Raw genomic sequence first — 26,801 nt, 5'->3', positions numbered from 1 at the left:
GGAGAGGTAGCGGCGGGCTTCGGCGAGCAGATGGTGTCTCTTGAACGCACCGCGCACCACATACACCACGGCGACGGCCGCCAGGACGATGTCGACCACCGGCCGCACCCGCGCCCGCACCGCCGCGGCCGCCGCCCTCGCCCGCTGTGCCAGCCGGTCGACGACGTCAGCGCCGAAGGCCCGGATCGCTGGGGTGCGCCACCGCTTGCGCAGCTAGGTCAGCGACAGCAGCTCGGTGCGCTTGGGCGGGCGCGTCCGGTCGGAGGCCTGGCAGCCCAGCGCGTAGGGCGGCCCGCTCCCCGGCCCTCTCGTTCCCCTCTCGGCTCTGCCTTGCTCGTGCTCACGATCCCTTGGCCTTCCCGCTTCCGTTCTCCCTGCCTATCTCCGTGCTTCGTGGTCCTGTCTGTGCCTCATCTGTCGTTGTCTGCTTCGGCTGTTCCTCTGTCCCTTCGGCTCTTGCGCTTTTCGGGCTCTTCGTCTCGCTTGCTGTTGTCGGTGCTCGTGCTCTCCCCGTTCGCTGCTCCTCTCTCCCTCGCTCCTCCCGTCCTGCTCCTCTCCCCTTCCGTCTCACTTCGTCTTCACTCCCCGCCGGCTTCCTCCTTTCCGTCGTTCGCCATTGGCTCTTCGCTGATGTCCTCAGTGCCCTTGGGGTCTCTTAGAAGTCATCTCATTTGGCAAGTTGGCAGGCTGTTGTTCGTGGTGGGGAGCGTTGAGCGGCTGGAACGCATTGCACGCCGCCCCTGCACGTACACTGCTCGCCAGCGGAGATCAAGCTCCGGGGGGGGCGTCGTGCAGGCAAGGGGCAGCGAGCGCCACTGGATTAACGCGTGGCACGTTCCGTTGAACGTTGCCGCCATGCACGTGAGTGGTGTTCTGCTGCTCATCAGCTTGTGCTGGGTTCCAGCCGTGACCACGGCAACCTACGGCCAAGTGTTCGGGCTGGGGATCTGGATCCTGATGATCCACGTCGCTATCCAGATTCCTGCGGGCCTTCTTGCCTCCCGCTGGGCAGTCCGAGGCCAGGTAGTAAGGGCTGGCTTGGTCGCGCTGGGACTAGCCACGGCTGCCGTATGGACGCTATATCTGTGCGCGGGTCAAGAGCGGGCCTTGTGGTGGCGGACCTCGGGATGTCTCTGCGTCTCCCTGAGTAGCTACGTATGGCTGTGTACCCTGCGCCGCTCCACTGCTCAGAGACTCGCCGAACGATTCAAATACTCTGCCCAAACACTCGCCATCTGGGCCTTGCTGCGTCCACCCCGGCGCGGTCCCCACTGACAGGAAGATCGCCACGCCCTTGCCGCATCCGCCAGAACTGCGGGGCTATAGCGGGGATCGGAGTGCACGAGGGACGTCCGGACGAACTCCGCCCGGGTCCTGAGCGCCCAGGTCACCCCCATAGTCGGCCATGAGGAGTCTTCTCATTGGGTGAGCCTTCGGTAGCAGATGAGGGTGCAGGCGATGCTGGTGAAGGCGAGGAAGTGGTCGGCCTTGCGTTCGTAGCGTCGGGAAAGGCGGCGGCAGCCGGCGAGCCAGGCCATGGTGCGTTCCACGGTCCAGCGGTGGCGGCCCAGCCGTTGCGCCCTTGCGGGCGATGCGGTGGGCGATGCCGCGTTCGCGTAACCATCGCCGCAGGTGGGGGTAGTCGTAGCCCTTGTCGGCGTGGAGTTTGCCGGGCTTGCGCCGTCGCCGGCCGCGGCGCGAGCGGATGGGCGGGATGCCCTTCACGAGCGGGATCAGGGCCTGGCTGCCGTGCAGGTTCGCCCCTGAAATGCCGACGGATATGGGCAGACCCGACCGTTCCGTGATCAGGTGGATCTTCGAGCCGTACTTGCCCCGGTCGACAGGATTCGGACCTGTCAGGTCCCCCTTTTCAGGGCCCGCATGTTCACCGAGTCGATCGCGCAACGCGACCAGTCCAACTCTCCGCGGGCACCGAGCTCGTCGAGGACCAGACGGTGGAGCTTGGCCCACACCCTGGCCTTCGACCACTCCGAGAACCGCCGGTGGGCGGTCGCTCCGGACGGGCCGAACGACGCTGAAGGCAGCTGCTGCCAGGTACAACCCGACGTGGCCACGAAGACGATCGCCGCCAGCACTTCCCGGTCGCCGTGCCGACGCCGACCACCGCCCTGAGGCCGCGACGGCGCCTCAGGCACCACCCGCTGGAACAACTCCCACAACTCATCCGGCACCAGCCGCTCAACGATCCCCACCATGACTCACAGAATACCGAGTCGTCCAAATGAGATGGCTTCTCAGTACGGCCATCTCCACACTCGAATGCTCCAGGGGTACGCCGGTTCCTACGAATCCGGATTCCCCGACGAATACGCCTTCGAGGACTGGCTCTACCGTCTGGAGATCCTCGCCGAGGACGCCCAAGCCATTGAGGACGGCGAGCACGTCAGCGGCCCCGCCGCCGACGCCTACCGCCACCGCGTCACCTCCGCCACCCGCCAGCTCTCCGGGCACGTCCTCACCAGCGACTGCCAGGCCCGCGACCTGCTGGGCAACCCACTCCTGCAGATCCACCATGGTTCCGGGATGACCTGCGTCCTCAACCCCGCCCAGGCACTTTGCCGGCTACGCGGGACCGTCGACGACCCGCTCGTCACCCCGGACACCGACGACTGCCGGCCCCAGTGCCGCAACATCGCCCGCACCGACCGCGACATCCAGCACATCCGCCAGCGCCACCGGGAACTCGCCGCCATCGTGGACGACCCGCTTGCTCCGCCCATCAGGAACGAGCGCGAACTCCACGAACTGGAGCGCCTGCAGAAAATCCTCGACAGCCACGAGACGGAAGGGAAGAACCCGTGATGGCAACCCGTCCTGACGTTGGAGATCCCGTCCACTCCGCGATCTCCGCGGCCATGGACCGCCTCCTCGCTGGCACCCCCCTGCGCTCCACCGGACGTCTCAGCGTCGCCCAACTCGCAGTTGAAGCCGATGTCAAGCTCTGGCACCTCACCCACCAGCACATCGACCTCAAAGAGCTCTTCCAAGCCCGACTGCAAGCCCGAAACAGCACACCCGAGGCGTTCGCCCACGAGCTCAGCGAGCACGCGAAACTCAAGAAGAAGTACGCCGAACTCCGTCAGAACTGCGCCGACTTGGAAGAACAACTTCGGGTCTACGCCGCCGCGATCAACCTCCTCGCGCTGGAGAATGCCGCCCTGAGCGGCCGCGATGCCGGGGCGCGTGTGCTCCCGATACGCAGGCCGGAGGAGACGTCGTGAACCCGGCACCCGACAGTCAACGAAAACCACGTCCGACCGGGGGCCGGACGGGCTTATGGTCCACCCCATGCATGCCGACCAGCTCAAGGCCTCGTCACAGAAGTGGATGACTGCAGCGCTCGTGGCGTTCTCGCAGGGCCCGGAGTCATACGACTTTGCGGTTCACCACGCAGGGGTCGCCGCCGAGCACCTCCTCAAGACCTACCTCGCGACGCTGCACCCGGCCCTGATAGCGGAGGCCCGGCACTTCGACTCGCTCCTTCACGCCACAGGCCACGGCGCACATGCCTCCGTCCCCGCGAGCCAGGCAAAGACCATCGGGCTGGTGGATGCCATGCCCGGGTGCACCAGATCCTTCGCAAGAAGATACCGATCAACAAGCAGGCGCTCGAGCCGGTCGCGAACGCGCAACGGCGTCGCTCACAGCGGTGTCCATGACGTCGCCGAGGTGCAGACGGTCTTCACCACATGCCTCCGACTGATCGACCCGCTGCTCACAGAGCTGAACATCGCTCCCGACGTCTACTGGGGCAGCTACCTTTCCCTGCACAACCGGTTGATCGAGGAGCGCGTCCGGGCTGCCCGCATCCAGCTGGAGAGCAAGCTTGCCAAGGCGCGCGGGGTCTTCCAGCAGCGCTACGGTCACCTGGCGCCGAAGGAGCGCGAGGTCGTGCTCGCCACTGTCACGCAGCACGCGAACATCTACATGGACCACAGCGAGTACAGGCCCTGTCCTGCCTGCGGCTCGAACGACTGGCTCAGAGGCGACACCCACATCGACGAGACGAACGAGCCCGTCGTGGTCTTCACGCCCTGCATCTTCGCCTGCTCCGCATGCGACCTCGAGGTGAAGAACGACGAGTCCTGGGAAGTGGGTGACCTCAGTAACGAGGTCGTCCTCGACGACCCCCCGGAAGACTTCTACGCGAACTGGGAACCGGATCCCGAGTTCCTGCCTGAGGACCCTGACCCCAAGGTCAACGCGGACGGGGAACCAGACGAGGACATCGCCAGAGGAAGGTGATCAGCGGCCTCCACACGGGCTCTACTCAGGTCCCCCTACCCCTGCGGCCCGGCCCCGCGGAAAGCGTGGCGCCCTACCAGCGGTGCCAGACTTGCTGGGGGACGATGGCCCGGCTGGGGCCCAAATCGTCCCCACAGTGCAAAGCAGGGCACAGGTCACGCCCGTAGCGCAGAACAGAGCCCAGGTCTGCGCGGTCACCGGCGCGCTGGGCGCTCAGTTTGATCGCGGGTCGCGCTCAGCAGAGCTCGCCAGCACGGTAGCTCGGTGAACGGCACGACCAGGCACAGGACGGTCACCGTTGCGGCGATCCACGTCCCCCACAGCGCCCACGCAGACGCTGCCGCCGCCACCAGATGGAGCACGACCAGCAAGATGGTGACGATGCCCGGCACCGCAACGGGCGCGTCTGCGCCGGGCCGGTCACCCGGGGTGCTGAAGACGGCAGGCAGCCCGATCAGCAGCAGGACGGCGCCGATCGCCAGCGGGACGGAGTGCGGCCACAGGGCCCAGGGGGTGCACACCCAGGCAATTACCTCAGCGGCCACGCGCACGCCGCCTCGGACATAGTCGTGCCCCGGCCGTTGCGTCCTGGTCCTCACGGTGCTTGATGCCTGTGGAGGGGATGGGGAGGGATCGGTGGCGGCCATGTCATCCTTCGGAGGCGCGGTCAGGAGGGTCGGCCTGGAAGCCGGCGATCAGGGTGTCGATGAGAAAGTGGAAACTCCGCGTGACATCGCGGGGCATCTGGAAGCCGGCGGCGGCCTCAAGGGTGACGAACCCGTGGAGTGCTGATCGTATGGCGCGTGCGGAGTCGACCACGCGCGCGTCGGGCAGGCCGAAACCGGCGAGGACGTCGAGCAGAACCTGCAACGCCTCTTCGCTGACGCGGCGGTCCTCCTCGTCACCGGCCGCCGGAGCGGGGACGGTGGCGGCGTAGCGGCCGGGATGCTCCAGGGCCCAGTGGCGGTAGCTGTCGGCGAACGCCCGGACCGCGTCCGGGCCGGAACGGCCGACGGACTCCCGGGCCAGCTGATGGGCGAACTCACGCTTGGCCAGGATGGAGATGCCGTGCCGCAGCTCGTGCAGGGAGCCGACGTGCTTGTACAGCGACGGCGGCCGTACGCCGAGCCTGTCGGCCACCAGCCCCATGGTCAGACCCGACAGACCGACCTCGTCGGCGAGGGCTGCTCCCGCCGCGACGACGGCGCTCGTATCGAGGCCCGCCCTAGGCACGGGCGTGTGCTTCCAGGAAGGCCAGCATCAGGGACACCGTCTCCTCGGGGTACTGGTCGTGCGGGTAGTGGCCAGCTCCCTCGACCACCGCGAGCTCTCCGACACCGGCCGGCATCGCAGCCACGATCGCCTCGCCCTCGGCGCGCGGATCGACCCAGTCGGGGTCCAGCGAGCCCTGCACGATCAGGGCGGGGCACCGTACGTTGCCCAACTGCGCGCCAGCGTCAGTCGGCGCCGACTGCCCCATCTTCTGCAGCGCCCGCATCCGGCCAGGTTCGCCCAGCATCGCCTCGATGCGGGCCAGCCGGTCGGTCCAGTCGGCCGGCTTGCGGCCCGGGTAGGCGTGGTCGAGATAGCGAGACCACAGCCCCACCCTTCCGAACAGGCTGGCGCCGAGCAGCCGGAAGGCACCCTTGCGGTAGCTCTTCGAGCGGAAGTCACCGAGCTTGATCGACTGCGCGCGAGTGAAGGGGCCCAGCTCGATGATGCCCCTGACCAGATCGGGATCCTGGGCGGCCGCGATGGTGGCAGCGCCGCCGGAGATCGAGTGGCCCACCAGGACGGCCGGACCGCTGTCGATGTGACGGATCACCGCGAGCACATCGCCCGCGATGTCAGTGCGCGAGTAGGAAGGCCATTGCGCGCTCGATTCACCACAGCCCCGCAGGTCGACCGCGGCCACTCGATACCCCGCCGCCACCAGACGCGGCAGGACGAACCTGTACGCCGCGCGACTGTCCCCCATGCCGTGGGCCAGGACGACCAGCGGGCCTTCCCCAGCGGCCTCGTAGGCGATGGTGCCGCCCGGGACGGAGACAAGCTCAGCCATGACATCTCCCTGCTCGTTAAGTGCAATAGCTATGAGCTAATGTGACTAGCTAAAAGCTAATACCAATAGCCGACAGTGTCAACCCTGGCCGGGTACCGGGTGAGAGCGAGCGAGAGGAAAGGTCCAGCTCCGTTCGAGGTGGAGGAGCGCCTGGACAGCTTCGACGTCCGCGATGACGACGATCCCGAACTGCACGAGAAAATCAAGGAGCTGCACCGACGCCGCAACGAGCTCAACCCCGAGATCGCCGGAATGCTTGCCGACGCGCCCGCCTACACCGGCTCCGACGTGGAGGACTTACCGGGATTCCCCCAGCCTCTACGCCTACGGCCCGCAGCCCGGCGACTGGAGACGCCGTGTACGTATGCCTGCCCGATCACCGCGTAAAGGGCCTTTGGTGATGACGGGGTCGAGCCAGGCGGCCATGGCGCCGCAACCCTCGATAGTCAGGCTGACGCGGAGGGCTCCCCTGATGTCGGCGATCGCCGTCTAGGCGCTCTCCCCCACCTCGATGGTTCGCTGGAACCCGTCGGCGTTGGCGCCGTCCAGCGCGGAACCGGGTACGGACCAGGAGCCGACCGGGGACACCTCGGCGCCCTCTGTAGACGAGTCGTCGCCGGCCTCGGGCACGTCCCCCTCGTCAACGACCTGCCGGCGTTCGAGGGCGACGGCTACCAGGCAGGCGCCCAGAAGGTGAACCTGCGCGAGTATCCCGTCGCCCTGCGCGATTCCTCTGCCCTCTGCGAGACGGTCGCGACGTGGCAGCTGGACCGTGCGTACAGGAATCTGGTGGCCGGCATCGGCATTTCCGACGACAGCGGCACCGGCAGCAGCTCCGAGTTCACCATCTCCGTGGACGGACATACACGCGAGGCGCATCGAACGGACGTTGGCGGTCTGGGTGGCGAGCACCACCGGCTCACCCGGAAGGACGTCTTCGAGCCAGTCCAGTGCCGCCGCGCACGCCTCGGCGGCGTACCCGAATCCCCACGCCCGCGGCAGGAACAGGTAGCCGAGATCGACCTTCCCCACGGCAGTGGGGTAAAGGTGCTCGCCGAGATCATCCGCCAGCTGCTGGAAAAAGGATGGGAGATCGACCCCGAGGACCTGGCCCACATCTCGCCGTACCTGACCGAGCACGTCAACCGGTTCGGCGAATACAGCACGCACGAACTCGGTATCCAGCCGGAAGCGTACGACCCGAAGCTTGACGTCGACTTCACCCCGCTCCGTGAGCAGAGCCTGATCGCCGCCGGCCTCGGTCAGGCCGCTTGACCCAACGTTCTCGCCTACGCGGCCGCCCTATTTTTTGGATCGGGATGCGGGTCGGCTATGTGGTGGGCCGCAGGAAGCGGACGACGGCGTCTTTCTCCATGTCGACTTCCCGCTGGATCTGAGGGGGGACAGGTTCGAACGCATCCACCTTGATGGAGCGCGCGCCGGAGCCACGGCTCCAGGTGGCGATGGCCAGGCCGTCGGCGATGACGGTCGGCCGGATGAGGCCGCCTCCTGGCCAGACGCGGGCCTGGTGGAGAGCGGGGACGGACATCTCGCGAGTGCGGTAGCCGATCAGGTAGTTGTCGTAGGCGGGCAGCATGCGAACGTCTGGAGTGTCAAACGCGCCCGGGAGTTCCTCCACCCGTCCGGCGAGCATGGTCAAGCCGCCGTACTCGGTGATCACGCAGGATTCCGCCAGCAGTTTCCAGGCCCTGCGGGCCCAGGTGACCGGCAGCCCGGACCAGGCGGCGAAGTCCTCCCAGGTGGCGGGGGCGTGCGCGGCCAGGTAGCGACGGGCCAGCTCGGCGAGAGCAGCGCCTTCCTCCCGCCGGGCGCCCCCGGTGGTGGGCAGCCAGTCGTCGAGCAGTACATACGCGGCCTCACCGGCGCGCTGCGGACCGTGACAGAGGACGCCAGTGAGTGCCGCGTGGCGGATCAGGTGGAAAGGCGCCTGCCCGTCCGGCGAGATACCGAGGGTGGTGAGGTGCTCGGTCAACTCGGCCCGGGTAAGCGGGCCGTGCGCGGTGAGAACGCGCCGGATGAGATAGTCGGCGCGCTGGCGCAGATCATCGTCCAGGCCCAGCTGCTGGTAGCGGCGGCTGGTTGCGGCAAGAATCCGCGGGGACAGCAACCGCAACACCCAGCGGGCGTCGTCGCTGGGAATCGTGTGCAGGGTGCCGCGCATGTACCAGCCGCGGACGATGCTCCGCTCTTTTCTCGTATGCCGTGCGGATGGCCTGGGCGGTGATGTCCCGGCCGCGTACCCGGACGCCCAGGTCGGCGGCCGTGGCGTCTTGGGCCTGGATAGCGAATACCCGTCGGACGACCGCCTCGGCAGAGTCCTCCCGTGCTCCGCCGGCCAGGGCCTGCGCATAGGCCCGCAGCCGGCGGACGCTCTCGTGGTCAAGCATCGGGCTGTGCCTCTCAGTCAGCGCGGTCAGGAGACGGCCTTGTCGAGGATGTCGGCGAGTTCGGCGGGCGCGGAAAGCATCGGCCAGTGCCCGGTGGGCAGGTCGAAGCGCCGCCACGGCGGCTGGTTCAGGTAGGCCAGCATCGGCACCCCGGCATCCAGCAGCCCCGTGAAGTCATGGCACGCCACCAGGACATGGTCCATGCCGGGACCGGGCTCGGCCGGGCCGGCGAGACGCTGGGTGAAGGTACCGAACGGCTGAGGAGTGGCACCCGTGCGCAGAGCGTCCAGCTGGTGCTCATCGAGCCCGTCGAGGCTGCTGGACAAGCCCAGGACCTCAAACGGCGGCATCGGCAGCCGCCACCCGTCGCCAGACGCGTCGACCTGCTGGCGCAGCTGGTCCGCTGCCTGCGGTGGCATGAGGTCGAGCATGCACTGCCCGCGGCAAATGAGGCACTGTCCACATAGGCCACGCGCTCCAGGTGAGGACCAGACGGGGCATACGAGCCGCGGGCCAGTCGGTAGCCGCCGTAGCGGCCACGTTCGGCCTCCACGGGGATGCCCAGTTCCCGCAGGTGCGCGGTGTACCGGCGCACCGTGCGCACGTCGGTGTCCAGCCGGTCGGCCAGCTCCACCCCGGTGAGCCGGGCGTTGGACTGGAGGAGTTCGAGCAGGGTCAGCACGCGGGTGAGGGGATGCGACATGGATCACTCGGCATTTCAGGGCGGATTCTGTCCTGTATCGACTTTACGCTCCCCGCAGCACCTACTTCTGGGAGATCACATGGCCACCTTCGTACTCGTTCCCGGCGCTTGGCTCGGGTCGTGGGCCTGGGAAGACACCGCTCGCGCTCTGCGGGAGCGTGGTCACACGGCGCTGCAGCTGACACTGGCGGGCCTGGCCAAGCACGCAAACCAGGGCGGACCCGAGACAGATCTGGACACGCACATCGCGGACATCAATGGCTTCGTCGAGCGGAACGATCTGCGCGACGTCACGCTGGTCGCCCACAGCTACGCGGCTGCTCCGGTGACCGGGGCAGCCGGACGTCTCAGTCACCAATGACGAGGCCCTCGCCGTCGTTCTTGGCCTGCTCGCGGCAGAACGTCTGGGCATGGGCACTGCCGCGCCAGCCAGTGCCGGTGCCTTGGCCAAGATCGAGCGGGTGCTTCCGCACGCCCTGCGCGAACCGCTCGCCGCCATGCGGGAAACCCTGTCCTTCACCGCCAACGCCGTGATCGGTCAGGCACCCGGAACCGGCGTTCTGCTGGCACTGGGCCAGGCCTCCCGCGCCCACACGACCGTCGGTATCAGCCACCAGTCCTGGCGCCAGGAACACACCGAACGCGACATCGACCCATACGGCGTGGTCGTCCACACCGGCAGCTGGTACGTCGTCGGCCACGACCACCTCCGCGACAGCCTGCGAACCTTCCGCATCGACCGCATCACCTCCGTCACCTCCCGAGCCGACAGCTTCACCGCATCCGACGGCTTCGACCGCGTCGCCCACCTGACCTCGACCCTCGCTCAGGGGCCCTACCGCTGGCAGGTCGAGGTGACGGTCCATGGCCCCCTCCATGAGATCACCCGCCGGCTGCCCCGCTCAGCGGTGACCCTCACCGCCCAGCCCACCGGCGTCCTGATGCACGCACGGGCAGAACGGCTGGACGGCATGGCCCACATGCTCGCCTCCCTGAAGTGGCCCTTCACCATCCACCATCCCGACGAACTACGGCAGGCGCTCAAGAATCTGGCCGCCCAGCTCACCGCAGCCGCCCAGCGGAGAGCGAAAGAACTACCGCAGTAAATGCCGGATTTACTGCGGCGGACCCCTACCGTGATCATCGCGACCTGCGGCGGGCCTACCCGGCCACCGGGGCGAGGTGTAAGCATTTACTGCGGCAGTACCGGAAGGGTGGTGGGACGGCGTGACGATCGAAACGGTGACCGAGCTCGGGAGCGGGGGCGCGCTTCGGTTGCCGAGCGCTCGGGTCGTACCTCTGTCCGCCCCGCCCGCGTCGTACACCGCGGCGGTCGAGCGCTACCTCACCGGCGCGGGCATCGCGAAGTTCTCCGCACGGATCTACCGGATCTCGCTGACGACGTGGGGGTGGATGCTCGCCGGCGAACCGGCGCCGACCGGACCCGCCCGCCGGGGCGCGAAGCCGCTCGTCTTCCCCGTCACCGCGATCGACGACCCGGCACTGCCGGAAGTCCTGGCCGAGCTGGCCGCCGCGCGGGCAGACGAGATGGACGCCGACACCGTCAACCGTGAACTGTCCATCGCCCGCAAAGCGATCGGCTGGTGGCAGCGCCAGGGCTGGATCGAAGGCGATCCCACGATCGGCATCGAGCGGCGGCCGGCACCGCCGGACCGCACCAAGGCTCTCGCGGAGAACCAGATCGCTGCCCTATGGCGGCTTGACGTGGCCCTGCGGGAGAAGACGCAGTGGAAGATGCTCTACGAGTCCGCCGCACGGGGAGGTCGGCGACGGCCGTACATCGCGCCGCGGCTAACGCCGTGGTCGCGGGCGAGAGCGGCGATCGAGCGGCCTTCCAGGTACGCGGTGCGTACGTCGGCGGTCTTCGCGGCCGCCACGGCGGGGCGGCGTCCGCCCTTGCTGCCTTTGGTCTCGGCGGCCCGCAGTCCGTCGTAGGTCAGCTCCCGCTGGAGGCGGCGCTGGAGTTCGCCGGCGGCCGTGAGGGTCTGCACCACGAACTTGACGGTGGACAGGAGCTCTCCGGTGCGCAGGTGGCGGGCGGTGAGGTCCATCGCGGAGAACGCGCCGTCGTGGATGCGCAGGGCGAGACGGTCGCGGTGGAGGACGTCGAGCACGTCGAGGATGTGCCCGGTGCCGCGGACGAGGCGGAACATCTCGTAGATGTGCACGGTGTCGCCCGGCCGCGCGTAGGTGAGCAGTTCGCGGAACTTCGGCCGCTGGAGGGGATGGAGGCGACTGGAGGTGCCCGGGTCCTCCTTGAAGACGACCGGGTCCTCGACCCCGGCCTCGTCCAGGACGAGCTTCTGCCGGGCCGTCGACTGCCGGTCGGTCGAGACCCGCTTGTAGACCAGGTTCGCCACCGAAGGGCCCCTTCCGTACGGAGGACCGGACCCTATCTGTCGTCGAACCCTGACAGCGATCACCATCGGATCTGATTGGATTCGCGCCGCCCCGAACCCTCTGATTGCACGGTTCATTGGACGCGTCGGCCGTCTCTCGGCAAACGATTCGTTTGACGACAGACAGGGATTGTCCGGTGTGGACACCTGGCCCACCCAGGGCTACGCGGGACTGGGGGGCAGGTGGACGGTCATGATCAGGTGGCAGGTCTCGGTGCCTGAGCCGCGGTAGGTGTGGGGGGCGTCAGCGTCGAAAGTGGCGGTCTGCCCCGCCTCGACGGGGTGGTCGGTGCCGTTGACGACGAGCACCATCTGCCCGGCGGTGACGTTGACGGTCTCCACGACGCCGGCCTGGTGGGGGTGGCTGGGGTATTCCTCGCCGGGTTCCAGCGTCCAGCGCCAGACTTCGGTGGCTGCCGGGCCGCTGGTGGTCAGCATGAGGCGAGCTTCGCCGCCGCGCTCGCCCTTCCACAGGGGCATGACGGTGGCGGCGCTGACCACCCGGACGCGTTCCTCGGACCGTCCCTCCATCAGGGCGGAAACGGAGGCGCCGAGGGTGTCGGCGAGGCGGACCAGGGTGGCGAAGTTGGGATTGCCCTGGGCCTTTTCCAGGGCGACCAGGGCGCCCTTGCTGACCTTGGCGCGGCGGCCGAGTTCGTCCAGGGACAGTCCGGCGCGGGTACGGGCCGCGCGGACGTTGTGCGCGAGCGTCCGCAGTGCCGCTTCGGTCTCGGCCATCGCTGTCATCCCTCCAGGCAGGTGGATCACTGCACTGCACCACGCGGTCGTTCGGTTGACGACCTTCGGTCGGTGCGTTGTACGGTGTAGTCGTTCCATTGATAGTAAGGGATGTACCCGTGATCGCTCTGCTGTTGGCCCTGGGCAGTTCCCTGGCCTACGGATGTGCCGACTTCCTTGGCGGCCTCGGTGCCCGCAAGGCCCACGTCCTGCGCACCGTGATGATTGCCGCTCCGGCCTCGCTCACCGTGGAGCTGCTGCTGTGGCCCTTCCTCGGCGCCTCCTTCGCCCCGGCCACCCTCGCGTGGGGCGCCGCCTCAGGTGTCGCGTCGGCCGCTGCCTTCGCCCTGCTCTACCGCACGCTCGCGATCGGCCCGATGAACGTGCTCTCGCCCGTAACCGCGCTCATCTCGGCGATGCTGCCGGTCGGTGTCGGACTGCTGCAGGGCGAGCACCTGGGCCTGGCCGGGCTGATCGGCCTGCCCCTGGCGCTGGCAGCGGTGGTGCTGGTCAGCGCCGGACACGGTGCCGGTAGTGCGCGCCCGACGCGCGCCGCGCTGCTGATGGCCTTCGGCGCCGGGGCCGCCATCGCCCTGCAGCTGATCTTCCTGCACCAGGCCCCCTCCGACAGCGGGGTGGGCCCGTTGATTGTCGGCCGGGCTGTGTCTTCCGTGGTCACGCTGGCCGCGGCCGGGCTGATGTTCCGGAGGCTGGGCTCGGAGAAGCCCGCCTACACGATGTCGGCGGCGGCAGGCGTGCTGGACTCGGTGGCCAACCTGCTGTTCCTGCTCGCGGCCCGCAGCGGCGACCTGGCCGTCGTCGCCGTGATCACCGCCCTGTACCCGGCCGGCACCGTCCTGCTCGCCCGCACCGTGCTCGCCGAACGGATTTATCGCACCCAGCTCATCGGCCTGGGCACCGCCGCCGTCGCCGTCAGCCTCCTCGCCCTCACCTGACCCCCGCTCCCCTCCGGAAGGACCCCCGCGTATGTTCATCCAGCCCTGGGACGCCGCCCTGGACGACACCGAATGGCAGAACTGGATCGCCGACGGCCACGACTTCGGCCTCCTCAGCGTCAACGGCCTGCCCGGCCAGGCGCCGATCGTCGTGCCCACCCACTTCACCGTCGGCGGCCAAACCCTGCTGGTCCACCTCGCCCGCCCCAACCCCATCTGGGAGATGATCGAGGCCGACCCGAACGTCACCTTCACCGTCACCGGCGACTACGCCTTCATCCCCGGCCCTTGGCGCGCCAAGCCGGACATCCCGCCCACCGACGGCGTCCCCACCAGCTACTACGCCGCCGTCCAGTTCACCTGCCAGGCCACCATCGTCGACGACCCGGCGGCCAAGGCCGAACTGCTGCGCCAGCAGATGGCGCACTTCCAGCCCGACGGCGACCACGCCCCCATCGACCCCGCCCAGCAGCCTTACGGGCGAATGCTGCCCGGCATCCGCGGCCTGCGCCTGGACGTCACCGAGGTCCGTGCGAAGTTCAAGTACGACGATCACAAACCCGTCGAGCAGCGCGTCGACACCGCCCGGCGGCTCACCGAGCGCGGCCAGGGTCTGGACGTGCCCACCGCCCACCAGCAGACACGCCGCCTGGACCGCATCGGCCCCTGGAAAGCCTGACTCCGCCCCGCCCCGCACTCCCGGAACGGACCCCCCTGTGACCACCTTCCGCATCAGCCCCGCCGTCGCCGACGCCTTCGCCGACACTCTCATCGCCGTCGTCACCGCCACCGGTCTGCGTGGCCACGAACCCTGGCCGGCCACCGCGACTGCCCTGGAAGATCTGGAGCGGCAGTTCGCGGACGGCACCTGGGCCCCCGCTGACGAGGCCGATCCGCGTATCGAGGCGTGGCACACCGCCTACCGCTCCTTCGGTACCAACCCCCGCCGCATCCGCCCCAGCGTCGACGCGCTGGGCCGCCGCATGGCCAAGAAGGGCGCCCTGCCGCGGATCAACCCGGCCGTCGACTCCTACAACGCCGTCTCCGTCCGCCACGGCCTGCCCGCCGGCGCCTTCGATCTCGACCACGTCACCGGCGACGTCGAGATCCGCTACGCCGACGGCACCGAGACCTTCACCCCACTCGGCGAGCCCCACACCGTCGAGAACCCCAAGCCCGGCGAGATCATCTACGCCGACACCACCGACGTGCTCACCCGCCACTGGAACCACCGCGACGCCCACCGCACCCGCGTCACCGAAGACTCCACCCACGTCGCCTTCGTCCTGGAAACCCTTCATAACGCCCGCGACGGACACCTCCTCAAGACCGCCACCGGCGAACTGCAGGACCTGCTCACCGAGCATGCCGCTGGAAGCACCGTCCACTACCTCAGCCCCGCACACCCGCAGGTCAGCACCTGAACCACGCTCCTGCGTACCCGGCCTGAACACGGCGGTGGCACACGAACCGACCAGTCGGCGCCTTCCTGCGCATGGTCGCCCCAGGGCTCGCCCGGCTGCCGCTGGCGTCCAACCGCCGCTACGAGCAGGCCCGCCTGTCCCTGTACGCGCGGATCGACGAGACCATCGCGCTGTAGTAACCGTTCCACAGCACGGAAATCGCGCTCTGACGTGCGCCTTGATCTCCCGGGCGGTCTTCAGCGCCTCCTAGAACTGGGGGCGGACCTTGACCCGAGTGCTGATCTTCTCGCTGAAGATCTTCTCCCGGGGGATGCAGTGCTTGGCAAGCGCGTCCAGCTGTGAGCCGAGTTCCTGCCCCAGCATCGAGCAGCGCGCGTAGCGGACGCGGATGTCCGCGCTCGGCAGGCTGGGGTCGATCGCGGCGGGGACCGCCAGGCTGCCACGGCTGGCCGGGGCCGCAGTCGGCGGGCGTCTGCACCCGCAGTTCCTTCGCGAGCTTTGGCACCTTGGCACCTTGGTGAAGCGGCCGGTGCGGTACGCGCTGGCGACCACGCCGGAGCGTGAGCGGCACGGCGAGCCGGGGACCGCCTTGCACTTCGGGCACGGATGGTGTTCGACGCGATCGGCTTCCGATGCGGCGGACGGGGAAGGCTCTTGAGGGGCCGTCATGAGCCCCGATTTTTCGCTCAACGCAAGTCGCAGAACCGCCCTTCCACCCCTCTTGAGTGAGAACGGCTTCTCCGAGCCCGTCCGGCTCTCAGCGCTCTCCATACGGCTCTATTGATCTTGCTCGGGTAAAGGACCGTTTGCGAGAGACGCGCAGTGGAGTCGCCGCTCCCGGCCTCGGAGGCATGTCCCGGCGGACGCTCCTACTTCAGATCGGTGAGGAGGCCATCCAGGGCCCTTTGGAGGGCTGCTGCGTTGGCCGCATCGAACCAGGTGGTGCGGATGTGCTCGTTGTTCCCTTTGGGCGTCTCGTGGTCGGCGGTGAGTTGGCGCAGAGGGCGGGTCTCGTCGTCCAGGGAACGGCCGACGTTCTGGAAGAGGCCGCGCACATACCGCTCGGCGGCGTCGGAGGAGATGCCGTGGCCGGCAGCCCACGAGGTGAGCGTGGCGAGGTAGCTGTAGTGGGCAGTGAGCGTCCCGGTCAGTGCGGAAAAGACGTTGAAGGCACCCTCGTCCGCGACGGGGAGCGCTCCGCCCAGTTGTTCGAAGAAGGAGTCCACCGCCGGGTGCGCGGGGCAGGTCACGGTGACGGAGCGGCGCTCGCGCACTGCGGGCAGCGGGATGGCCCGGACGATCGGGGCGTCGGTGGCCAGGGTCCGGCGCAGGTCGTCGGTGGCGATGCCGGCTATCAGGTTGACCACTGTCTTGTCGTCATCCACCTTCAGCCCGGCGAGGGCTTCGTGGTGGTCCTGGCGGCGCACGGCGATGATCACCAGCTCAGAGCGGTCCACTACCTCCTGGTTGTCTACGCACACCTGGACGCCTTCGAAGCGCTCGGACAGTACGGCGCCGGTGCGGGCTCCCCGCGGAGAGAGGAAGACCTCCGGCGAGGCACCACCCTCGTGGCGCAGGCCCTCGACGACGGCCCGGCCGATCTCGCCCACTCCGATGATGCCGATGCGCTGCATGTGTCTTCCTCCGTGGTTTGCGGTGGTCGTGACCTGTGTTGGTGCGGGTCCGTGCGGTCGCGGTGGTTGCCGTCGGTCCCCATGCGCAACGTCGTATGGAGCCGGCGTCATGTCAGCTGCGGTCGTCTCCACAGCAGTGCGACCGCGACGACGCCTGCTGCAGGGAATCATTCCGGCCCAGCCCAGCGTCGGCGGCAGTCCGGTCGCGCCGGAGGTGTCCTTGGTGCGCAGCCCGGTCAGTGCGACGCTGGTGCCGATCACGAGCATCACGGTGGCGGCGGGGCGGACCCACCGCTTGCCTGCCCTAACAGTCCAGCCCGTCGTGAGGCGGTCAGCGCGAGCGCCGCGTGCACCGCTGCGAGTGCCCCTCGTGCACGGGATGGCTTCGTCATCAGAGTGCTTCCTTCCTCATCGGTCGATCGGGGCGGTCAGGTGCAGGTAGAGGGCGGCCAGGTTGTCGCGCAGGCGGGGGCAGCGGGAGCTGCCGGTCATGCTCGAGCAGCCGAGGCCTCGGGACACCGCTGGGCCGTCGGGCCCAAGGGGTGGGGTGCGTTGCTCCTCCGTCACTTTGCCAGGGCTCTGCAAAGGAACTGGAGGATCTGCGCCTGGGCGGCCTCGGCTTGTGGTTCGACGCCGGGCAAGGTGAGGAACGCGTGCTTCGCGCCCGGGTATTCGGAAAGCTGCACGGGCGTCCCTGCCGCGCGCAGTCGCTCGGTGTAGCGGCGGCCGTGGTCGGCGACCGCGTCCTGGGTGGGCACCACCACGAGCGCCGGGGCGAGCCCGCTCAGGTCGTCCGCGAACAGGGGCGAAACCGCGTCGGCGTCGGTCCCCGGCGGGACGGCGAGCTGCTGGAAGAGCCGCAGTTGAGGCAGGGCCCGGGTCGGGGTGTACGCGTACTCCGCGATCGAGGCGTAGTCGAACATCGTCTTGGTCACGTCGACCGCGGGGTTGACCAGTACCTGCGCCCTGAGTTCCTGGCCGGCCTCCCGGGCCCGGATGGCCGTCAAGGCGCTGATCAGCGCGCCGCAGCTCTCGCCGAACACGGCCGTGCGCGCCGGGTCGACGCCCCACTGCGCGGCGTGCCGCACCACGTGGTCGAGCACGTCCCAGCCGTCGTCGGCAGCGTTTGCGAGCGGGGTGCCGGGTGCGAGGAGGCGGTGCTCGACCGAGACGACGAGGGCGGGCAGTCGGGCGGCGAGGTGGCTGTTAGTCCAGTCGCACTGCGCTGCCGTGCCCACGAAGCCGCCTCCGTGGACATGGACCACGAGTGGCAGGTCGGTTCGGGCTGCGGCTTCGTTGTCTCCCGTCCGTGCCGACCGGTAGACCCGGACCGGTAGGTCGCGGCCGGGCAGCGCGATCTGCTGCCAGTCGATCGCGGTGCCGGGGTCCGGCTCTCCGAGGATCGCCCGCGCCGCGCTGGAGGCCCGGAAGCGGTTCTCCGCATCGCGGTAGGCGAACAGTTCCTCGGTCGTGATCGCCGAGAAGTCCGGCTCCGGCGGCCGTGGCGCGGCAGTGGTCTCGCTCATGTGTCCTTCTCCCCTCCCGGCTTCAAGCGCCGGGTGTGTCCTCGTGGCTGGAAGTGCGTTGCCCTCAGTATGCACGCGGTGCGTGCATCAGCAAGTGCATGCGTTAAACTCAGGCTGGATGAGAGGGGCGAGATGACTGGCCGCAAGCGATGGTCGACCGAGGAAATCCTGGACACCGCGGCGGAACTGCTGCGTACGAGCGACACCGAATCGTTCAGCGTGCGCAAACTCGCCGCAGCGCTCGGGACCGACTCCTCTAGCCTCTACCGGCACTTCCGCAACAAGACTGAGCTGCTGCGCGCAGTTGCCGACCGGACCCTGCTGGCCGCCATGGACGGCTACCGCCCCCAGGGCGACTGGAAGCAGCGCATCACCGCCGTGGCGCTGCGCCTGCGCGAGGTCTTCGGTGAACAGCTGCAGCTCGCCGGGGTGTGGGCGCGCTTCGGCTCCGGCGGCATCGGATCCCGTTTGGTCATGGAGGAGCTGCTGCAGGCCCTACGCGGGTCCGGCCTGCCCGACGAGGAGGTCCCGGCGCGCTACCACCGCATCGTGATCCTCATCGCCGCGCTGATCGCCTCCGAGGCCGGGATCGGCACCCTCACCCCCAAGGAGTACGAACAGGGCATGGAGCAGTTCCGCGTCGCGGTGCTCGGTGCCGATCCCGAGCGCTTCCCCGCCCTGTCCCACTTCGCCCGCGACATCCGCCCCGTCGGGGCAGACCGCCGCGCCGCATTCGAAGAGATCCTCGCCGCCCAACTCGCCCACATCGAGGCACAGATCCCCTGACGTGTCGAATCGCCGGCGCGCAGCCGCCCGCTTGAACTACGGCTTCTCGCGGCTTGCGCGTCAATCCTCGGCACCGTCGTCCTCGTCAAGGTGGACGGTTGCCGGGTCGCGCAGGGGCCGCAGGCCCTCGCGCGGTGGGTGTGCAGCGAAGCCGTAGCCGCCCAGGCGGTTGAGGTTGGCGTGCTTGAGCGGGGAGACGCGGGACACGTCTTCGTCCAGGACGTCGTGTCCCGCTCCTCGGGCGCCAGGCCCTCAGGTGTCCGGCAGCGGCGTTGAGGTAGCGGGTCGTCCGGGCACGGCGGCATTGAGGACCAGGCCGAGCGCGCCGAGCTGGCCCTCCTACCCGTCCTTTACGCCTGTATGATCTCTGCCCGCGATTGCCGTGGCAGATGTCCCGGGCGAGCTTGTGACCGGCCCCCTGGACGGTGAGCTGCCGGTTCGTCTGCCGGCGGTAGGTGTCGTCGACCGGGTCGACTACTCGAGACGATCGCGGCCCTCGGCTACCCAGCAGACGAGGAGCTGTGGGGGCCGCCGTCGGACGAAACTCTCGTCTCGGTTGCCGCGAAATGTCAGCATGCCCCCTCGTGCACCATCGTCATCACCCCGAAGCCGAAGCCTGGCGGCTGACCGGCTGCTAGCCCGGCGGGAGGAGGTGCCCCATGGCGCAGGAATGAATCGACCCGCGGTACGCCGAACTGGTCGCAGTGTGGGAGGCCGGGCAGCCACCCGGCTTCCTCGTCCCGGCAGAGCCGGAGACGCCGCAGCACTGAGCAGAGAAGCCCCGGCCGCCGAACGGTCGGGGCTTCGTCATGTCTACTGCAAGGTCGGCGGCCACCGCGCGAGGGATGATGGGGATGCAATAACGGACGTGAGGTAAGGAGCATCCATGACGACGCGGGTTCACCGACCTCGTGAGGACGCGGAGTTCAGTTTCATCCTCGGGATGAGCAGAGTTCCGGTCCTCGCATACTTCACCGGGGCATGGCCCAAGGCAATCGAGCCCTGCCGGGTGATGGACCTCGTCATGGGTGGCATCGCCGACGACTACACGGGCCGCCTGACGGCTGTCCGCGCCGACATCAAACGTTGTCCCGCCGCAACCGAGCGATACGGGATCACCGGAGCCCCGTCCTGCGTCCTGTTGAAGGAGAGAGAGGCGGTGGCGCACGGCACGGGGCCTATGACCACCGCCGAGGTACGGAAGTTCCTGGACGGCCATCTCTGAGCGGCCCCTCTGAGCGGCCGCTGCGGCACAGCGGTCTGGCCACGGCCATGGCCGGTGCCATTGCGGCGCCACTCAGGCGCGGCGGCCGGGTCACTTCAGCGAGACGCACGCCTTCGTGGACAGGCCCTTGAACTGCACGCAGATCCGGGTACCGCGCGGGTACACCGGGCCCGTGTGCCCGTCCCGACCCCAAGACGTCTCCACGAACGTGCCACCCACCCGGGCCGCGCGCTACCAGCCGCCGCCGGTCTTCCAGGTGCCGCCGGGCTTCTTGACCAGCCAGCGGGCGGTGCCGGAGCGCACACCCTCCCGCGAGGCATACACCCAGCCAACCCCACGGGCCGAGGAGCCGCGCTTGTACCAGTAGTGGGCCACGGCCCCCGGTCGGCAGCCAGGGCCCTTCCCCACACGCGTTGACCCGCTTGTTCACGTAGGCCCGAGCCGCCGTGGGAGTGGAGACCGCAGGAGCGGCGGCCAAGGGAACGAGGACAGCGGCCAGGGCAGCAGAAATGATCATTCGTTGCATGGGCGGCTCAACGTGCCTGATCACCCCCGCCGTCACGGGTGGCGGGTGCAGTTCACTCATGGTGGTGGCGTCCGTGTGCGGCCTCTCCGTCACGACTGGCAGCCTGAGCGGAGTGCATCGAGCTGACCGGCGGACCGCTTGACGGTCAGCTGCTGGACGTCACCGGCCTCACCGCCGACGAACGCACCGCCGGCGCCTACCTGATCACCCCACAGCATGAGCCAGGGTGGGATGGGGCTGGCCGGATTCGAACCGGCGTCCTCCCACATGCGGTGAAGGCGCGACAGCCACTGCGCTACGAGCCCCATCCCGCCCACGATCATACGAGCCACCCACACCCAGCGCTGAAATTCATCCCAGAGGACTGGTCACTCAGCGCGACGACCTCACAGAACCTGCGCCAGAACCCGAGTTTTGACAGCACTTCGGTACTTGCCAGGCCAGCATCGAGGTGTTCCTGGTGAAAGGTCCTGGTCATGCCGCAGATGTCCAAGTCGAGCTGTACGCGGCGATCCGGCGTGATCACCGCGCTGGGGAGGGACTGTAAAACGTTCGGCTCTGTTCCGTAGTCGGCGGTGACGGCACGTGAGGGGTCTCGTTGACATCACATGCGAGATCTCAACTGCCTTGTGGCAACCGTGTTTTCGGGGCTCTCTGCGTTGGTCATCGAGGAGGTGGTCGATGCCGGTGAGGTGATCCGGGTCGCGGCCCGGACCCGGGATGTTCCCTCGCCTTGCCCGGTGTGCAGGGTGCTGACCGGAAAAGTCCACGGATACCACAGCCGGACCATGGCGGATGTGCCGGTCGACGGCCGCAAGGTCGTGGTCCACGTCCAGGTGCGGCCCTGGTCTGCCCGGTCCTGGAATGCCGGCGCCAGACCTTCCGCGAGCAGGTCCCCGGGCTGATGGAACGCCTGCAACGCCGCACCACCCGCCTGACCAGTCAGGTTAGTGTGGTGGTGAAGGAGTTATGCGGCCGGGCGGCTGCCCGGCTCACCCACTCACTGGCCGTGCCCATGTCGTTCGCCACCGCCCTGCGCCTGCTGCGGCGCATCCCCATACCCCCGGTGCAAACCCCGCGAGTGGTCGGAGTCGACGACTTCGCCCTGCGCCGCCGGCACCGGTACGCCACGATCATCATCGACGCCGGGCAGGCGAGCGCATCGACGTGCTGCCCGGCCGCGAGGCCGCCGGTCTGGAAGCCTGGCTGCTCGAGCACCCCGGCATCGACACCGTGTGCCGGGACGGCTCGGCCACCTACGCCGAAGCGATCCGCCGGGCCCTGCCCGACGCGGTGCAGGTCAGCGACCGATGGCACCTGTGGCGGAATCTGTGCGGCAAGGTCCTGGCCGAAGTACGGGCCCATGCCTCGTGCTGGGCCATGGTCAACCCGGCCCGCCCCGGCGGGGTCCACGAACAGACGATCCGCGAGCGCTGGCACCAGGTCCACGACCTCCTCGGACGGGGCGTCGGACTGTTGGAATGCGCCCGCCGTCTCGACCTGACCCTGAACACCGTCAAGCGCTACTCCCGCATCCCCGAACCCTCGGCCGACCGCATCGCGCCCCGCTACCGGACCACCTTGGTCGACCCCTACCGCGAGCACCTACGGTTTCGACGTGCGGCCGAGCCCGCAGTGGCCGTCACCCAGCTGTTCCGCGAGATCAAAGCCCGGGCTATACCGGCAGCCATAGCCTCCTGGTCCGCTACCTCACCCAGGGACGAGCCGAGGGCAACCGGCCGGTGATCACCCCGCGCCACGCGACCCGGCTCCTGCTCACAGACCCCGAACACTTGTGGGCCAAGTACACCGCCCTCCTGGCAACCCTCACCACCGCATGCCCCGAGACAGCCGAACTCGCCCGATTCGTCGGCACATTCGCCCAGCTACTGACCCCGGCGAAGGGCAACGAGACCCGCCTCACCGAATGGATCGCCGCCGTCCGTGCAGCCGACCTGCCCTGCCCCACGGCCTGGAACTCGACCGCGCCGCAGTCAACGCCAGCCTCACCCTGCGCTACCACAACGGCCGCACCGAAGGCGTCAACACCCGCACCAAACGGATCATGAGGCAGATGCATGGCCGAGCAGGATTCGACCTCCTCCGCCATCGCATCCTCCTGCCCTGACAACGGACGTCACCACCGACTACGGAACAGAGCCGTTCGTTTGACAGACCCAAGGGCGCAGCGCTCGAAAGCACCAGCCCGAGGATTTGATTCTGGCCGCTGCGGACCCCAGGCTCTGGGCCGCGGAAGGTAGTGACAGCAGGTCAGATGCCGCTCCTCACAAGTCACCAAGGGCTCGGACCTGGTGCTGAGCGAGTTGCGCCTGGTAGGCCAAGGAACGCTATGGTCGGCTGCGTGAAACTCCTGGATGCTCAGCACGTCGATGCCCACGTCGACTACTACGGTCTCAGTTTGCAGGATGCCGACGACAGTTGGTTGCCATCGATGTTCCCCGATGGGTTCGCCCAGGGACCCTTCCTCTCAGAACAGCGCGGGCGCATCGACTTCACAAGTGCTGGCCATACTCAGACCGCGTCCTTCGATGTACAGGTATGGGATGGTCCGGCTCCGACGCCGGAAGGGGTGTGGGACGAGTCCGCAACCGCCCGTATCGAGTGTCGTTCCGGGGAGCTGCGGCTGTGGGCTGTCGCAGGCGGGCCCGCCCCACACGCCATTGCTCTGTCGCGCGCACCGGGCACATGGAATGTGCGCGTCCAGTGCCGGGGCCGTGAGGCTGCGGCGCGGGAGTGCCTCGTGGGTGTTCCTCATGGCCTCGAGCAGTATCTGGCTCAGTTCTGGCCGGCCTGATGCCCGGGGCGGGCTTGCGGTGCGGTGGCCCGCCCCGTGCTTCGATCAGCTGGTGATCTTGACGAGGTAACCGTCGTCAGGCCCGTCGAGCAGGCGGTACTTGCAGTAGAACTGGCCGAGGAGATTGCCGGCGTTCCCGTTCTCCGTACCGTTCAAGGCCATGACGCTGAAGTTGTTGGGGAGCTGGTACGGATCGTATTCAGAGCCTGCGGCGCCTTGGTAGGTTGCGGCGAAGGGGTACTCGTCGCACTGTTTTCCGCCGTCTGCGTAGTTGGCTCCGAAGTACTTCACGCAGTTGCTGACGGCGATGGAGCGATTTCTGTCCCGCCGAGTGGTATCGGCGTACAGGCGAGTTAGCGGCGCATCGGTATTCTGGCCAGGCAGCTTCTTGGTGGAGCTTGGCGGCTGGGTCTGCCCTGGGGTGTTGAACCCCTTCTCGATATGCAGAGCAACGGCACATTCGGGAGCGCCGGCGGCCTTGCTGTAGTACAGCGTGCCGACGTAGCTGAAGGTCGCTGCACCTCCGTTACAGTACCTGGACTTCTCAGAGGCCATGAACGGCCCTGCGGCCCATCCGGCGGCAGCCGAAATGCTGCGCCAGACCGAGGGCGCAGGGTTGCCGACATGAGCCCAGTTCGTGGCTGCTGCCCATGTATCCCTGCGCGCCCTTTCTCGATAGCCCACTGGCCGTTGAGAGCTGTCATGATATGGGCACGAAAAAGCGTTTCGCCGGAATCGGCGAAAGTTGTGCGGAGTGGCTACTTCGAATGGCAAACACGCAGTTCAGGAAGAGTGCTCCCCGCGCCCGCGGGGATGGTCCCGAAGACGCGGCCGGAAGGGAAGGCGGCGCCGTGTGCTCCCCGCGCCCGTGGGGGTGGCACCCTCGGATCGACGGGTTACATGTGCCGTCTCATGACATTGGTTCCTTGCTGTCAGGCTTGGCGGGCATAGGACGTGAGGCGATCGGCGAGCGCGATGACGAGGTCGCGTAGTTCATCGGGGCGCTCGATGACGAACGGCCGGTCGAGTGAGGCGAGTATCCGAGGCAACCAGTCGAGCTGCTGTGCCCGTAGCTCGACGCGCAGCCAGTGCTCGGCCGCCGGGTCCTGACCGGCCGCGGGCTCGTGATCCTCCAGGCTCGCGACGCCGGCGGGGAGGTGCGCGCGGATCTGCTCAACTGTCCCGTGGATCCGCAAGGTCACCTCATGCCGGTACTCGGCCGTGGCGAATCCTGACAACACGCGCTGTGCCGGACCAGGACCCACAGGCGCTTCGAATGAGCCGGGCAGGGCCCTCGCGGCTGCGATGCGATCGAGCCGGAAGGTTCGGTCCTCGCCGGCCTGGGCGTCCTTGCCCGTCACGTACCACCGGCCCGCATGGGCGACGATTCCGTATGCGTGCAGTGTGCGTTCGCTGCGCCGTCCGTCGCGGTCGGTGTAGCGGATCGAGACCGGTCGGCGGTGGCGCACCGCATCGGCGATGGTGAGCAGCAGCCCGGCGTCCGGGTGGCCCAACTCGCCGGGTTGGTCCGTGAAGGCGAGAGCTTCCAGGAGTGTGTCGAGCCGGCTGGCGATGTGCTTGGGCAGCACCCGCCGGATCTTCGCTGACGCCGTCTCGTTTGCCGTGCGCTCCGTCGTCGTCAGCTCTGTCCGGCGGCCGGCGACCAGGCCGAGCAGCACGGCCAGCGCCTCGTCGTCGCTGAGCATGAGCGGAGGCAAGCGGTACCCGGGAGCCAGCCGGTACCCGCCGTAGCGGCCGCGCACCGACTCCACGGGCACGTCCAGGTCGATCAGCTGGCCCACATACCGCCGCACAGTGCGCCCTTCGACGCCGAGACGGTCGGCGAGCTCGGCCACAGTCCGGGTGCCGCCCGACTGCAGCAGCTCCAGGAGTGTCAGCACGCGGCCGGTGGGTCGTGGCATGTTCGCAGCCTAACGCGAATACAGGACCGATTCTGTCCACTATTTCTCCTAGCCTGCAACGTGCACGCCACCTCCAGCACAGCCAAGGAGATTCACATGGACTTCGTCTCGATTCGCATCATCACCAGCGACGTCGCACGCCTCGTTGAGTTCTACGAGCGAGCTACGGGGGTGCAGGCGATATGGGCCACCAAGGACTTCGCTGAACTCAAGACCGCGGGCGCAACCCTCGCGATCGCCGGCACCCGCACCGTCCCGCTGTTCGCCCCGGGCTCTGCCCGCCCGGCGGACAACCACAGCGTGATCACCGAGTTCCTCGTCGACGACGTGGACCGCGTTCACCAGGACCTGGCCGGCTTCGTCACCGACTTCGTCAACGAGCCCACCACGATGCCCTGGGGCAACCGGTCGCTGTTGTTCCGCGACCCCGACGGCAACCTCGTCAATTTCTTCACCCCCGTCACCCCGGAGGCCATCGAAAAGTTCGCACGCTGACGCGACTCGCAGCCGCTCACGCGGGAGCCCGGAGATCCCAGGGCTCCCGGTGAACGCGGCCGCCGAGTCCAGGAGCGCCACCAGCAGGGGACTTCGGAACGCACCGCTGACCCCCGAAGGACGTCTGCGCTTGTGCCTGCGGGTCGATGCCGGACATCCGATCGCACACGTCGCTGCGGAAGCAGGAATCTCCCGCCGCTGCCTGGCCAAGTAGCACGCCCGCAGGCTGGCCCCGAATGCCCCTGGTCCGGCTCAACGGCTCAAGGCGCGCAAGTTCGGAGTGCCCTCGACTACGTTCAGGTTGTCCATCGCAGCTCAGTGGGGTGCGGCTGGAGTGGGCTGCCAGCTCAGCATTACACTCGAACGTGTGTCCGAATAATCGTCGAGGCTCGAAAGCTGCGCTTCCTGCTCCGCGTCCAGGAGCAGCAACTCGACGTGACCCGTCGCTGCGCTGCTCGTCCTCCAGCAGCGCGGCGACGCGCAGCTCTCCCTCTCCGAGGACGAGGGCCGGCAGGTTGGCCATACGGGGGTCGGCCAGGATCCGGTCGGGCATCGCCTTGGCGTGGTGCCCACCGACCATCAGGGCGATATCGGGGTCGAGGTGGGCCGCGATGTTTGCGGACATCTCGTAGGTGGGGGCGAGGAGGTTCATCGCGGCCCACCGGGGCCGGGCCGCGTTGACCAGTTCGGCGGTCTCGACGATGCCCAGCCCGTGTGCCTCGGCGTCGAGCACGCCTACGTTGAAGCCGGCCAGCTGGGCGTACGTGGCGATGTACGCCATGCCCAGTACCGGCAGGGTGTAGTCGTTGGTGCGGGGACGCCGGCCGTAGTCGCGTAGCGGCGCGTTCACGAACAGCGCGTCGAGGGCGCGCATGGGGTCGGCACCCGAGATGAG

At 68.4% G+C, this 26,801-nt stretch carries 28 protein-coding genes, 1 tRNA gene and 5 pseudogenes; 15 read left to right on the top strand and 19 right to left on the bottom strand.

Going from position 1 to position 26,801, the window contains the following annotated elements; genetic code table 11:
* Window positions 1-1,418: 1,418 nt before the first annotated feature.
* Together QFZ58_RS34625 and QFZ58_RS33755 are read right to left on the bottom strand one after the other, a co-directional pair.
* Window positions 1,419-1,971 (bottom strand): annotated as a pseudogene (locus QFZ58_RS34625) (IS5 family transposase).
* Entirely contained in the window at window positions 1,857-2,216 is a 360-nt protein-coding gene (locus QFZ58_RS33755) for an IS5/IS1182 family transposase (protein ID WP_015607616.1), read from the bottom strand. The pseudogene QFZ58_RS34625 and the gene QFZ58_RS33755 overlap by 115 nt, the downstream one beginning before the upstream one ends.
* Before the next feature lie 31 nt (window positions 2,217-2,247).
* On the opposite strand from QFZ58_RS33755, the gene QFZ58_RS33750 reads away from it, so the two are divergent.
* The 3 genes from QFZ58_RS33750 to QFZ58_RS33740 all read left to right on the top strand — a co-directional run bounded on the left by QFZ58_RS33750 (window position 2,248) and on the right by QFZ58_RS33740 (window position 4,266).
* Window positions 2,248-2,823, top strand: coding sequence for a hypothetical protein (locus QFZ58_RS33750; protein ID WP_307128648.1), 576 nt, complete (start codon window positions 2,248-2,250; stop codon window positions 2,821-2,823).
* Entirely contained in the window at window positions 2,823-3,242 is a 420-nt protein-coding gene (locus QFZ58_RS33745) for a hypothetical protein (RefSeq protein ID WP_307128647.1), read from the top strand. Before QFZ58_RS33750 ends, QFZ58_RS33745 begins: the two co-directional genes overlap by 1 nt.
* A gap of 67 nt (window positions 3,243-3,309) precedes the next feature.
* On the top strand, window positions 3,310-4,266 hold the full coding sequence (locus QFZ58_RS33740) for a hypothetical protein (protein WP_307128646.1): 957 nt from the start codon (window positions 3,310-3,312) through the stop codon (window positions 4,264-4,266).
* A 194-nt stretch (window positions 4,267-4,460) separates the two neighbouring features.
* On the opposite strand, the gene QFZ58_RS33735 is transcribed toward QFZ58_RS33740, so the two are convergent.
* From QFZ58_RS33735 to QFZ58_RS33725, 3 genes are read right to left on the bottom strand one after another with little or no spacing between them, the layout of a single operon-like run.
* Window positions 4,461-4,913: a hypothetical protein gene (locus tag QFZ58_RS33735; protein ID WP_373428640.1), complete on the bottom strand. Its 453-nt coding sequence runs from the start codon at window positions 4,911-4,913 to the stop codon at window positions 4,461-4,463.
* A 1-nt stretch (window position 4,914) separates the two neighbouring features.
* Window positions 4,915-5,499: a TetR/AcrR family transcriptional regulator gene (locus tag QFZ58_RS33730; protein WP_307128644.1), complete on the bottom strand. Its 585-nt coding sequence runs from the start codon at window positions 5,497-5,499 to the stop codon at window positions 4,915-4,917.
* Window positions 5,492-6,328: an alpha/beta fold hydrolase gene (locus QFZ58_RS33725; RefSeq protein ID WP_307128643.1), complete on the bottom strand. Its 837-nt coding sequence runs from the start codon at window positions 6,326-6,328 to the stop codon at window positions 5,492-5,494. The genes QFZ58_RS33730 and QFZ58_RS33725 overlap by 8 nt, the downstream gene beginning before the upstream one ends.
* A gap of 138 nt (window positions 6,329-6,466) precedes the next feature.
* On the opposite strand from QFZ58_RS33725, the gene QFZ58_RS33720 reads away from it, so the two are divergent.
* Complete coding sequence (locus tag QFZ58_RS33720) at window positions 6,467-6,715, top strand: hypothetical protein (RefSeq protein ID WP_307128642.1); 249 nt, start codon at window positions 6,467-6,469, stop codon at window positions 6,713-6,715.
* Between the two features lie 102 nt (window positions 6,716-6,817).
* Here the strand turns inward: QFZ58_RS33720 and QFZ58_RS33715 are convergent, their stop codons facing one another.
* A complete protein-coding gene (locus QFZ58_RS33715) occupies window positions 6,818-6,958 on the bottom strand; it encodes a hypothetical protein (protein WP_307129110.1) in 141 nt (46 codons plus the stop codon).
* A gap of 237 nt (window positions 6,959-7,195) precedes the next feature.
* A pseudogene (locus tag QFZ58_RS33710) lies at window positions 7,196-7,381 on the bottom strand (GNAT family N-acetyltransferase); the annotation flags it as partial.
* Here QFZ58_RS33710 and QFZ58_RS34620 point away from each other — a divergent pair.
* Complete coding sequence (locus QFZ58_RS34620) at window positions 7,376-7,603, top strand: Tn3 family transposase (protein WP_373428639.1); 228 nt, start codon at window positions 7,376-7,378, stop codon at window positions 7,601-7,603. The pseudogene QFZ58_RS33710 and the gene QFZ58_RS34620 sit on opposite strands and share 6 nt — an antisense overlap.
* A gap of 55 nt (window positions 7,604-7,658) precedes the next feature.
* Here QFZ58_RS34620 and QFZ58_RS33705 read toward each other — a convergent pair whose 3' ends face one another.
* The 3 genes and pseudogenes from QFZ58_RS33705 to QFZ58_RS33695 all read right to left on the bottom strand — a co-directional run.
* Window positions 7,659-8,510 (bottom strand): winged helix DNA-binding domain-containing protein, encoded by an 852-nt coding sequence (locus QFZ58_RS33705; protein WP_307128641.1) that lies wholly within the window; start codon window positions 8,508-8,510, stop codon window positions 7,659-7,661.
* Between the two features lie 252 nt (window positions 8,511-8,762).
* A complete protein-coding gene (locus QFZ58_RS33700) occupies window positions 8,763-9,167 on the bottom strand; it encodes a hypothetical protein (RefSeq protein ID WP_307129109.1) in 405 nt (134 codons plus the stop codon).
* A 137-nt stretch (window positions 9,168-9,304) separates the two neighbouring features.
* A pseudogene (locus QFZ58_RS33695) lies at window positions 9,305-9,439 on the bottom strand (winged helix-turn-helix transcriptional regulator); the annotation flags it as partial.
* A 79-nt stretch (window positions 9,440-9,518) separates the two neighbouring features.
* Between QFZ58_RS33695 and QFZ58_RS33690 the strand changes: the two are divergent.
* Complete coding sequence (locus QFZ58_RS33690) at window positions 9,519-9,800, top strand: alpha/beta fold hydrolase (protein WP_307128640.1); 282 nt, start codon at window positions 9,519-9,521, stop codon at window positions 9,798-9,800.
* Between the two features lie 49 nt (window positions 9,801-9,849).
* Complete coding sequence (locus QFZ58_RS33685; protein WP_307128639.1) at window positions 9,850-10,545, top strand: YafY family protein; 696 nt, start codon at window positions 9,850-9,852, stop codon at window positions 10,543-10,545.
* 654 nt (window positions 10,546-11,199) lie between these two features.
* On the opposite strand, the gene QFZ58_RS33680 is transcribed toward QFZ58_RS33685, so the two are convergent.
* The gene (locus QFZ58_RS33680) at window positions 11,200-11,820 is read right to left on the bottom strand and encodes a recombinase family protein (protein WP_307128638.1); all 621 of its coding nucleotides are present in this window, start codon (window positions 11,818-11,820) and stop codon (window positions 11,200-11,202) included.
* 201 nt (window positions 11,821-12,021) lie between these two features.
* A complete protein-coding gene (locus QFZ58_RS33675) occupies window positions 12,022-12,597 on the bottom strand; it encodes an XRE family transcriptional regulator (protein WP_307128637.1) in 576 nt (191 codons plus the stop codon).
* Window positions 12,598-12,716: 119 nt separating this feature from the next.
* Between QFZ58_RS33675 and QFZ58_RS33670 the strand changes: the two genes are divergently transcribed.
* The 3 genes from QFZ58_RS33670 to QFZ58_RS33660 are packed head-to-tail and all read left to right on the top strand — an operon-like array spanning window position 12,717 to window position 14,977.
* Window positions 12,717-13,553 (top strand): DMT family transporter, encoded by an 837-nt coding sequence (locus QFZ58_RS33670; protein WP_307128636.1) that lies wholly within the window; start codon window positions 12,717-12,719, stop codon window positions 13,551-13,553.
* A gap of 31 nt (window positions 13,554-13,584) precedes the next feature.
* Complete coding sequence (locus QFZ58_RS33665) at window positions 13,585-14,232, top strand: FMN-binding negative transcriptional regulator (protein WP_307128635.1); 648 nt, start codon at window positions 13,585-13,587, stop codon at window positions 14,230-14,232.
* A 37-nt stretch (window positions 14,233-14,269) separates the two neighbouring features.
* Complete coding sequence (locus QFZ58_RS33660) at window positions 14,270-14,977, top strand: B3/4 domain-containing protein (RefSeq protein WP_307128634.1); 708 nt, start codon at window positions 14,270-14,272, stop codon at window positions 14,975-14,977.
* An 869-nt stretch (window positions 14,978-15,846) separates the two neighbouring features.
* On the opposite strand, the gene QFZ58_RS33655 is transcribed toward QFZ58_RS33660, so the two are convergent.
* On the bottom strand, window positions 15,847-16,611 hold the full coding sequence (locus tag QFZ58_RS33655) for an NAD(P)-binding domain-containing protein (RefSeq protein ID WP_307128633.1): 765 nt from the start codon (window positions 16,609-16,611) through the stop codon (window positions 15,847-15,849).
* A gap of 563 nt (window positions 16,612-17,174) precedes the next feature.
* The gene (locus QFZ58_RS33650) at window positions 17,175-18,137 is read right to left on the bottom strand and encodes an alpha/beta hydrolase (protein ID WP_307128632.1); all 963 of its coding nucleotides are present in this window, start codon (window positions 18,135-18,137) and stop codon (window positions 17,175-17,177) included.
* 132 nt (window positions 18,138-18,269) lie between these two features.
* Between QFZ58_RS33650 and QFZ58_RS33645 the strand changes: the two genes are divergently transcribed.
* Window positions 18,270-18,923 carry a TetR/AcrR family transcriptional regulator gene (locus QFZ58_RS33645; protein WP_307128631.1) on the top strand — a complete coding sequence of 218 codons (654 nt, stop codon included), beginning with the start codon at window positions 18,270-18,272 and terminating at the stop codon, window positions 18,921-18,923.
* Window positions 18,924-18,983: 60 nt separating this feature from the next.
* Here the strand turns inward: QFZ58_RS33645 and QFZ58_RS33640 are convergent, their stop codons facing one another.
* Entirely contained in the window at window positions 18,984-19,130 is a 147-nt protein-coding gene (locus QFZ58_RS33640; protein WP_307128630.1) for a hypothetical protein, read from the bottom strand.
* A gap of 679 nt (window positions 19,131-19,809) precedes the next feature.
* On the opposite strand from QFZ58_RS33640, the gene QFZ58_RS33635 reads away from it, so the two are divergent.
* On the top strand, window positions 19,810-20,148 hold the full coding sequence (locus QFZ58_RS33635) for a co-chaperone YbbN (RefSeq protein WP_307128629.1): 339 nt from the start codon (window positions 19,810-19,812) through the stop codon (window positions 20,146-20,148).
* Window positions 20,149-20,906: 758 nt separating this feature from the next.
* Here the strand turns inward: QFZ58_RS33635 and QFZ58_RS33630 are convergent.
* Window positions 20,907-20,980 (bottom strand) — tRNA-Ala (locus QFZ58_RS33630).
* Between the two features lie 332 nt (window positions 20,981-21,312).
* On the opposite strand from QFZ58_RS33630, the pseudogene QFZ58_RS33625 reads away from it, so the two are divergent.
* Window positions 21,313-22,802 (top strand): annotated as a pseudogene (locus QFZ58_RS33625) (ISL3 family transposase).
* 234 nt (window positions 22,803-23,036) lie between these two features.
* Window positions 23,037-23,489, top strand: coding sequence for a hypothetical protein (locus QFZ58_RS33620; protein ID WP_307128628.1), 453 nt, complete (start codon window positions 23,037-23,039; stop codon window positions 23,487-23,489).
* A 45-nt stretch (window positions 23,490-23,534) separates the two neighbouring features.
* On the opposite strand, the gene QFZ58_RS33615 is transcribed toward QFZ58_RS33620, so the two are convergent.
* Together QFZ58_RS33615 and QFZ58_RS33610 are read right to left on the bottom strand one after the other, a co-directional pair.
* On the bottom strand, window positions 23,535-24,044 hold the full coding sequence (locus QFZ58_RS33615) for a hypothetical protein (RefSeq protein WP_307128627.1): 510 nt from the start codon (window positions 24,042-24,044) through the stop codon (window positions 23,535-23,537).
* 377 nt (window positions 24,045-24,421) lie between these two features.
* Window positions 24,422-25,411, bottom strand: a complete 990-nt coding sequence (locus tag QFZ58_RS33610; protein ID WP_307128626.1) for a YafY family protein — start codon at window positions 25,409-25,411, stop codon at window positions 24,422-24,424.
* 96 nt (window positions 25,412-25,507) lie between these two features.
* Between QFZ58_RS33610 and QFZ58_RS33605 the strand changes: the two genes are divergently transcribed.
* Entirely contained in the window at window positions 25,508-25,906 is a 399-nt protein-coding gene (locus QFZ58_RS33605) for a VOC family protein (RefSeq protein ID WP_307128625.1), read from the top strand.
* A 478-nt stretch (window positions 25,907-26,384) separates the two neighbouring features.
* Here the strand turns inward: QFZ58_RS33605 and QFZ58_RS33600 are convergent.
* Window positions 26,385-26,780, bottom strand: a pseudogene (locus tag QFZ58_RS33600) (cobalamin-dependent protein); the annotation flags it as partial.
* Window positions 26,781-26,801 lie beyond the last annotated feature (21 nt).

Origin of the sequence: Streptomyces sp. B1I3, assembly GCF_030816615.1 — a bacterium.
GTDB lineage: Bacteria > Actinomycetota > Actinomycetes > Streptomycetales > Streptomycetaceae > Streptomyces.
The sequence above is the reverse complement of the archived record's forward strand: the minus strand, read 5'-3'. Positions and strand labels throughout refer to the sequence as shown.